Source organism: Chitinophaga sp., from assembly GCF_035761305.1.
In the GTDB taxonomy this organism is placed as follows: Bacteria; Bacteroidota; Bacteroidia; order Chitinophagales; family Chitinophagaceae; genus Chitinophaga.
This window is the reverse complement of the sequence record NZ_DASTRI010000114.1, coordinates 1-9225: the sequence shown is the minus strand read 5'-3', so window position 1 is coordinate 9225 and position 9225 is coordinate 1. Positions and strand designations below refer to the sequence as shown.

General features: G+C 49.7%; 4 protein-coding genes and 1 pseudogene. 3 read left to right on the top strand and 2 right to left on the bottom strand.

Going from position 1 to position 9225, the window contains the following annotated elements; genetic code table 11:
- Both VFS25_RS09965 and yidC read left to right on the top strand, forming a co-directional pair.
- Nucleotides 1-724, top strand: a 724-nt coding sequence (locus tag VFS25_RS09965; protein WP_326461990.1) for a glutamine amidotransferase-related protein, incomplete at its 5' end; no start/stop codon positions are given.
- 168 nt (nt 725-892) lie between these two features.
- Nucleotides 893-2725, top strand: a complete 1833-nt coding sequence (gene yidC, locus VFS25_RS09960; protein ID WP_326461989.1) for a membrane protein insertase YidC — start codon at nt 893-895, stop codon at nt 2723-2725.
- A 243-nt stretch (nt 2726-2968) separates the two neighbouring features.
- On the opposite strand, the gene VFS25_RS09955 is transcribed toward yidC, so the two are convergent.
- Nucleotides 2969-5371 (bottom strand): penicillin-binding protein 1A, encoded by a 2403-nt coding sequence (locus VFS25_RS09955; protein ID WP_326461988.1) that lies wholly within the window; start codon nt 5369-5371, stop codon nt 2969-2971.
- Nucleotides 5372-5719: 348 nt separating this feature from the next.
- Nucleotides 5720-8773 carry a tetratricopeptide repeat protein gene (locus VFS25_RS09950; RefSeq protein ID WP_326461987.1) on the bottom strand — a complete coding sequence of 1018 codons (3054 nt, stop codon included), beginning with the start codon at nt 8771-8773 and terminating at the stop codon, nt 5720-5722.
- A 209-nt stretch (nt 8774-8982) separates the two neighbouring features.
- Between VFS25_RS09950 and VFS25_RS09945 the strand changes: the two are divergent.
- Nucleotides 8983-9225, top strand: a pseudogene (locus tag VFS25_RS09945) (hypothetical protein); the annotation flags it as partial.

The window sequence follows — 9225 nt, the reverse complement described above, 5'->3', positions numbered from 1 at the left end:
CCTGGAGTCGTTTATACATGCCGGCGCCGTAAATGAATGTAAGGTAGTAGTGCAAAACCTGCACTCCGAACATATTACTCCTGATAATGTGGCCGATAAGCTCCGCAACCTGGATGGTCTGCTGGTAGCGCCTGGTTTCGGCCACCGCGGTATTGAAGGTAAAATTACCGCCATACAGTACGCCCGCGAAAATAACCTGCCCTTCTTTGGCATATGCCTGGGTATGCAGATGGCGGTAGTGGAGTATGCCCGCAACGTGCTGCACTGGACAGATGCCCACTCCACTGAAATGAACCCCGAAACAGCCCATCCTGTAATTGGCCTGATGGAAGAGCAGAAGAAAATAACCGCCAAAGGCGGCACCATGCGCCTGGGGGCCTATACCTGCCAGCTGAAGCCCGGTTCCCGCGCCGCACAGATCTATGGCAGCACACTTATCAGCGAACGGCACCGCCACCGCTATGAGTTCAATAACGATTTCCAGGCCGACTTTGTAAACGCCGGGCTGGTAACCTCCGGCCATAACCCGGAAAGCACCCTGGTGGAAATGATAGAGCTGCCGGACCATCCGTTCTTTGTAGGCTGCCAGTTCCACCCTGAGCTGAAAAGCACCGTAGAAAGCCCTGCGCCCCTGTTCGTGCACTTTATCGGCGCTGCCAAACAGTACGCCGAAAGCAAGAATGCGAAGGTAATGGCCTCAGAAGAAAAGATAGTTCACCATTAATATAATAGTCATATTTGCAAATATGCAGGTATGCAGCAGGTAAATTTTTGATTATCAGCTGTATATCTGCATATTTTATTAGGGCCATACGCCACTTGCATATTTACTTGTCTGCACATTTGCACATTTTTACCTTACCTTTGCTGCCTAAATTTTAATTGCATTCCGATGGACAGAAACTCGGTTATTGGTTTTATACTGCTGGGGCTTTTGCTGGTAGGCTATATTGTTTTTAACCAGAAGCAGGAGGTGAAAGCCCTCAGGGAAAAAGCCCGGCAGGATTCCATTGCTAACCTGAACAAGCCCAAAACATTAACAGATACCAGCAATTTGGCCGGCAGCAAGCCCGACTCTGCGCAACTGGCCGGTGAATACGGCGCTTTTGCTACTGCCGCAACCGGAACAGAACAGCATACAGTACTGGAAAACAAGGTGGTAAAGATCACCTTTACCAATAAAGGCGGTCAGCCCGAAAGTGTACAGCTAAAAGATTTCAAGAGCGCTGCCGGCGAGCCCTTAATGCTGGTAGAAGGCTCTTTTAACCGCCTGTCGCTGCAACTGCCGGTAAATAATAACCACGCCCTTAATACCGCCGACCTGTATTTTACCGGCGGACAAATACAACGGGAAGCCGATGGTACCCAAACAATGCGTTATCGCCTTGAAGTGGGCGGCCCTTCAGCATACCTTGAGTATATATATTCCCTGAAGCCCAACGGCTACCTGGTAAATTATACCATACATGCGGTGGGTATGGAAAATGCGCTGCCCGCCAAACAACAGGTGCTGCAGCTGCAATGGAATGATGAAAGCCACATCCAGGAGCACGACATGCAGAACGAGCGGCTGAACAACCAGGTGCATTACCGCACCACAGAGCATAAGCACGATTATTTTACCCTGCAGCGCACCAGCCATGAAAAGGTGAACAGCAAGCTGCAATGGGTAAGCGTAAAGCAGCAGTTCTTTAATACTACCTTTATTACCACCTCCACGCCCTTTAGCAGCGCGGATATAAACAGCAAGGTGCCGGAAAGCGGTAATATTGTAGGGCAAACCTTCACCACCCTTGAAATACCATACAACCGCGCGCATGATTTCAGTTTTCCCATGCAGATCTATTATGGTCCTAACCATTATAAAACGCTGAAATCCTTTGATATAGGGCTGGAAAATATTATTCCGCTTGGCTCCGGCATTTTTGCATTTGTAAAGTATGTGAACAAGTGGATCATCATTCCCACCTTTAACTTCCTGAGCGGTTTTATAGGCAACTATGGGGTAATTATCATACTGCTTACCATCTTCATCCGCCTGTTAATAGCGCCTTTTACCTACCAGAGTTATGTGTCGCAGGCTAAAATGAAGGTGCTGAAACCCGAGCTGGACGAGCTGCGCGCCAAATACAAGGATGATCAGCAAACTTTTGGTATGGAGCAGATGAAGCTGTACAAGAGCGCCGGCGTAAACCCGCTGGGCGGCTGTTTGCCTGCATTGCTGCAATTACCTATACTGGTGGCGATGTACAGCTTTTTCCCGTCGTCTATTGAGTTGCGGCAGGAGAGCTTCCTGTGGGCAAAGGACCTTTCTACCTACGATTCTATCTTTAACTTACCGTTTAATATACCTTTTTACGGCAATCACGTGAGCCTGTTTACCCTGCTCATGACCGGCACCAGCCTGGTACTGGCCTTCTACAACCGTGGTATGGCCGACCAGAGCAACCCGGCAATGAAGTATATGCCGTACATTTTCCCGGTTATGCTGTTAGGCGTATTTAACCGCCTGGCTGCTGGCTTAACATTCTATTACTTCCTGTCTAACCTGATCAGTATTTTACTGCAGTGGGTATTACAAACTTTTGTGATCAACCATGATAAGATACATGCCCGCATCCAGGAAAATAAAAAGAAACCGGTGTCCAAATCCAAATGGCAGGAGCGGCTGGAGGAAATGCAAAAGCGCCAGCAGAGCGTGCAACGCCCCCAGCGCAAGAAGTAGGCAGGTAATTAATAATGAATAATTAAGAATTAATAATAATGAAGGGAGGCCGTGAGGCTTCCCTTTTTTAGTGGGTTGCTTTACCCGGGCAGTAATAAAGAACCTGTTATTGTTCAACAGCGTTTGCCGGTTTACTGCGCGGCCTTACCCGGTGCTATATTTATACCGCGAAATACAGTTGGATATACTTTTAAGGGCATAAAAAAAGGAAGCCGGCCGGCTTCCTTTTTTTATGCTGATTGATCAATTATCTTTCTTTGGAGGCGGGGGCGGATAAGTAGCCTTTGGTTGCTGCTGTCCTTCCTTTGGTTTTTCCTTCTCCTTTTGTTCCTTTTCTTTTTCTTTCTGCGCTTCGGTTTCCTTCCTGGGTTCTGCAGGCGCCGGCTCCTCACCGTACTGGGAAACATCAATATAATCGCTGGCGCTGCCGGAGCCTACATCTTCCGCCTCTGCTCCCGGCTGCACATTGGAATTGTAGTTCAGGTAAATATCGTTGTGCAGCGTAGGCGGAATGGGGAAGGTGGATTTGTTATCTATCTTCAGTGTTTTATCTGCATACACTTTCTGGAAAAAGTAAGCCCATATAGGCAGGCCCGTATTGGCGCCCTGGCCTACAGCCGTGGTGCTGAAACGCAGGAAGTTATTTTCACAGCCTACCCAGGCGCCCGCCAGCAGCTGCGGGGTATAGCCTATGAACCAGCCGTCTGTGTTATCGTTGGTGGTACCGGTTTTACCCGCTATTTCACCTTCCATTTTATAACGGTAACGCATACGTGCGCCGGTACCGCCCGGTGCTACTACGCCTTCCATCATTTTTACCATGGTGTAGGCTTCGTTTTCGCTGATCACCTCCCGTTTTACCGGGGCAAAGGTTTCCAGTATGTTGCCGTTACGGTCCTCTATGCGGGTCATGTAAATGGGTTTGGTGATAATACCCCGGGCAGGGAACATGGTGTAGGCCTGCAGCATTTCATACAGCGATATTTCCGGCGTACCCAGTGCTATGGAAGGATAGGGCGGTATATCGCTGTCAAAACCGATCTTGGTCTTGGCAAAATCCGCAAAAGCCCTTGCGCCCAGCTGTTTTATCAGGTAGGCCGATACCAGGTTCAGGGAGCGGGCCAGCGCGCCGGCCATGGTAATTTCACCGCCTACGCTGCCTTCGGAGTTGCGGGTCAGCGTCCAGTTGCCAATGGTAATAGGCTCATTGGGCAGCATGGTGTTGGGCGACATGCCATTCATCAGCGCAAAGCAATACAGGAAGGGCTTAAAGGTAGAACCTACCTGGCGCCGCGTGCGTGACACGTGATCATTCTTGAAATAACGGAAATCCGGGCCGCCTACCCAGGCTTTTACCTCACCGCTCTCCGGGTCCATAGCCATAAAGCCCGATTGCAATATGGCCCGCATGTATTTAATGGAATCCATGGGCGTCATTACCGTATCAATCTCGTTCAGATCCGGCTCAGAGGGGCTTCTCCAGGCAAACACCTTCATTTTGGTAGGGGTGTTAAATGCCTTTTTAATCTCATCGTCAGAGGCATTGGCTTCCTTCATATCCTGGTAGCGGTCAGACTCCTTCATGTAACGGTCCAGGTACTTTTGCCAGTTCTTCCACACGCTGCCGGACTTAATATTGCTTTGGTTGGCAAATACTTTCTGCAGCTCCATCAGGTGTTTGCCTACGGCTTCCTCCGCATACAGCTGCATGCGGGGATTAATAGTGGTATATATCTTCAGGCCGTCGCGGTACAGGTTGTACTCGGAGCCGTCGGCTTTCTTGTGCTTCTGGCACCAGTCTTTCAGCTCATCGCGCAGCACTTCGCGGAAGTAGGGGGCCAAGCCTTTGTTATGGTCTATTTTATTGTAGCGCAGCACAATCGGGCGGCTTTCAGCTGCCTGTGCTTCTGCTTTGGTAATGTACCCGTTCTTTTCCATCTGCTCTATTACCGTGTTGCGGCGCAGCATGGAGGCAGAGGGGTTCCGGCGCGGGTTGTAGATGGTGTTGCCCTTGAGCATGCCTATAAGGGTGGCGGCTTCCTCTATGGAAAGGTGGCCGGCATCTTTGCTGAAAAAGGTGCGGGCGCCGTTCTCAATGCCATATACATTATCCCCGAAAGCAACGGTATTCAGGTACAGGGTGATGATCTCCTTTTTGGTAAAGTTGCGTTCCAGCTTAATGGCAATCAGCCATTCCTGCAGCTTCTGGAACCCGCGTACAATAGGATTGCTGGCGCGCTGCTTGCCGCTTTTGTCAGATTGCAGGTTCAGGGCCAGCTGCTGGGTAATGGTGCTGGACCCCCGTTTTTTTCCTACCATCAGGTAAAAAGGAATGGCAATGGTGCTGCGGGCGTCTATACCGGAGTGTTCATAAAAGCGCTCATCCTCAGTAGCAATCAGCGCATTGATCACATTCTTTGAAATTTCGTTGTAGTCAGAGCTGGAACGGTCTACCTGGTAATACTTGCCCAAAATAGTGCCGTCTTCTGCAATTACTTCAGAGGCCAGGGCTGCCCGCGGGTTTTCCAGCTCCTCCATGGAGGGCATATTGCCTATGACCCGGAAATTGATCAGTAATAACAGTAAGATAAACACGCCCAACAGACTGAAAGACACAGTCCAGAGTATTTTCACGGATCGTTTCATCTGGTAATATTATAAATAAATTAAGTGCAACAATCGGGCAAAACTATGAAAATTAATTACGAATTATTCAATTACGAATTACGAATTGACTGCTGCGCTATGTATAAAAAGCAATTTACGTGCTAAATAAGGCGGTTACAAATTACAGGACCTAAAAAGAACTAAGAATACGTTAAAAGATAACGCAATTAATAAACGGGTGTTGAAAATGAGGTATTTAGAAGGAGTTAACTGGTGAACAGCAGGCGATAATTGCCGTCACTTTCTCACACTGTGCCAAGTAACAATCTACTAAATTACCGAAACACCGCCCCATTAATTCGTAATTGAATAATTCGTAATTGATAATTATTGCGTCACGTAGTTCTTGTCAAAAAACTCCTTATACCCCTGCAGGTCTTTGGTGCTGTTCAGCAGAATGAAATTGTCCCTTGATATAATGAACATGGTATAATCCGTAGGGCGGATGCGCGGAATAATGCTCACCGGCGCAGCTGCCCGGATCTCGTCAAAGTAATCCAGCGCCTTGTTTTCGTCGGGGAACAGGCGGAACACCAGCATAATTTCATTGGGTGTCAGCACAAAAGACCCTACCTGTATATTATCCGCCGCATGTTTGGACGCATTGTAACGGGTAAACTGCTCCAGCCCTTCATCAATCAGCGCCTTGTTCACCCGCTGGAAAGACAGCACCACAAAGTGCGGGACAGGCGTATTTAACAGCTTGTACGGCGTAACCGGCTTCATAGGCGGCGGCGGTGCTGCTGTTACCTGGCTGGAAACCGTTGGATTTACCGGCTGGTTGGTTTTTAAGCCTACAGAGTCCTTAAAGTTAGGCTTGGGCGTTTGCCACGGGTAGCGCATGGTAATGTTCTCATCCACCATGGCGCCGCCGGAGTCGGTTTGCTGAACCTGTAGCTGGCCCAGGTAGGCTACCAGGTCTTTTTTGCGGTTCAGCGCATCCAGCAGGGCCTGCGCCTGCTGCTGCACGGCAGAGTCGCCGGGATATTTGGTGAGTACGGCCTGTACGGCTTTCCGGCCCAGGAACAGGCTGTCGGTAGCTATATCGGCGGTATCTGTTTTCACAATAATCATGGCCTCCAGCAGGTCAAACCTGGGCTGCAGGTAATTGAAGCCGTAAACGGAGTCGGCCTCGCGTTTCCTTTCGAGGGCCAGGTCGTAGCGGCCGGTTTTAAAAGCCACGTAAGCCGAGTCATAGGCAGTAGCAATCTCCTGCTTTTTATCGGCATTCACATCTTTAAGCGCGCCATATTTAATAATGTTGGCAAAGTTGGTATTGCCGTACTGGTTCAGCACCATCTCCTTATACTGGCTGGCCTGCGCGGTGTGGCCTTTCAGGCTGTTGTGCCATACATATAATGAATAGATAACTTCCGGTTTTTTGGGATGGTCGGGGAATTTATACAGCAGGCTGTCGTAGGCTTCAATGGCCAGTTCTGTGGCGTCCAGCTTATCGTGGTACAGTTTGCCCAGGTCAAACCAGGCATCCATTTGCACTGCTTTTGACTGCTGCAGCTTTTCGGGTGTCAGGGGCAGGTCAACAGCCAGCAGGGCTGTGTTTACACTATCGGCAGGCAGCGCCTTCAGCTTTTCGGCCGTGGTCATATGCGCCGTATCTGCGGGCATATCTGCCTGGTCAGGGTTGTTGTTATTGGCAAAGTTCACCTGGCTGTTCTGGCTGCGGCGCCAGTTATCTTCCAGCTTGCGGTTGCCCCACCGCCGTTTAAATTCAGAGTAGCCCGATGATTTGCTGGATTGATTATAGAAATACCAGTCGCCCTGGTCGTTACCCTGGTTGGCGGCGCCGGGGCGGCCATTGTTGCCAAAAGCGCTGTTCATTGACAGCAAGTTATTCTGGTTATCGCTGTTGTTTTGCGCTTCCTGTGCGGCGGCAGCTGCTTTGGCTTTTTCTTCGGCGGCCTTTTTAATATCAGCCACCATTTTATCCAGCAGGGCGGTGCGGTCGGCCTCCGGCATGGCGGCAATGCGCTGCAGGCTGTCCTCCCGTTGTATGGCGGCTATCTTAACAGCCACATCGCCCAGCACAGATTTACGCACATTTACCAGCTGCGCGTCTGCAAAATCAGGCGGCATTACGCTGGCCGTGCTGTCGTAATAATTTTTGGCCAGCTGGTATTTACGCTGGCCATAATAAATATCGGCAACAGCTTTAAACGACAGTGTTTTTTGTACGGTATTATCACTGGGCTGGCTAAGCGATTTTTTAAGATAGCCAAGGGCGGCCTCCTGGTCTTTAGGAGTAACAATGGAGGCCATGGTATAATAAATGGCATCCCGGTAAGGGATGAAACGTTCTTTTTTGAGCATGGTGCGCAGGGCGGCCAGGCTTTGCGCTATGCCTGCATCGCCGTTCACGGTGTTCAGGCGTGCTATCTGCAGGCGGGCCTGCAGGTCCATCATGGGGTCCGGCTTTTGCCTGATCACATTCCGGAACATGTCCATGGCGGAGTCGGGCTGCTGGCGCCGGGCATACAGCTGTCCCAATATGTACGACATACGTGCGCGTGTTTCTTTGTTGTGTGTGCCGGCAATAGCTTCACGCAGCGGGCTGATGGCCTCTGCATACATGCCTTGTTTGTAACGGCTGTAGGCCCGTACTTCCGCCAGGTCGCCCTGCAGGCGTTTGGGAAAGTTAGGGTCGGCATCCAGCACGTTCAGCAGGCTTTGCACCTCATCGTACTCCTTTTCTTCCAGCAGGGTTCTGGCATTCCATAAAAAGGCGTCGTTACGGGCTTTCTTATGCTTGAAGGGGCCCAGGATGCCTTTACGCTTTTCTTTGGTGGCAATGGAAATAACATCATTCTGGGACGAGCCAACCACAGTGGTATACTCCGATTTTTTCTTGGGCGCAAAGGCCAGGTTCATGTACTGGAAGGTTTTGCGCGCATTTTCCCAGTCGCTTTTATAAAAGTAGGCGCGGCCTATCAGCAGGTAGCAATCATCTATCCACTTGCCGCGGGGGTCATGTATCTGGATGGCAACAGAGGCTTTGAGTATTACGGAGTCCAGCTCGGTTTTACTGAGGCCGGGGTCCTGCAGGCTGTAAGGGTAAAAAGGCAGCAGGTCATTATAATTATCCAGGCCCTGGCGCGCAATGCTTTTCACTACCCCATCCAGCTTGGCTTTTGCATGATAATAGTAATTATACCGGGTAACCAGGTTTTGCATGAAGCGGCGGTTCCATGTAAATTTTTTCTCCGCCATTTTCTCAGAGGGCAATCTTCTGTCCTGTACAATGGAGGGTGGTTTCCTGACAGGGGTAGCGGGGCGGCGGCTATTAGGTCTGCGGGTAGTATCCTGTGTGCGGGCGGGATATTTGCTCTGGGCATTCACCGCTATAGGACCAGTACTCAGTAACACCAAACTAACTGCGCAGGGAAAGATGTATAATAAAAAAGGTCGATAGCGATTCATGGATGCCGGGTGTATAGGCTACTACTATAACTGTTTATGTGAAAAATTATTTTAAAGATAGGATATTTTTTCTTGAGGCTTATTCTTTCAGATTTGCATATTACCTTTCCATTCTTATGATTTAATTGTTTAATTTTAGCCGGAGTAAAAGCATTATGGGTAAACAGCGTAATAAAAAAGGGAGGGACCTGGGGCGTGTTCATCATAAATACCGCCTGGTAATAATGAATGATGCTACGTATGATGAGGTAACCTCTTTCAAGCTATCCCGGATGAGTGTGTATGTAGCGCTTAGTACCCTGTTTGTGCTGCTGGTGGCTATTACCGTGGCTACGGTGGTGTTTACGCCCCTGCGTTATTATATACCGGGGTATGGTGATCTGAAGCAGCGGAGGGAG

Coding starts and splice junctions, on each gene's coding strand:
- yidC (WP_326461989.1), top strand. CDS start 893: ATGGACAGAAACTCGGTTATTGGTTTTATACTGCTGGGGCTTTTGCTG.
- VFS25_RS09955 (WP_326461988.1), bottom strand. CDS start 5,371: ATGAAACGATCCGTGAAAATACTCTGGACTGTGTCTTTCAGTCTGTTG.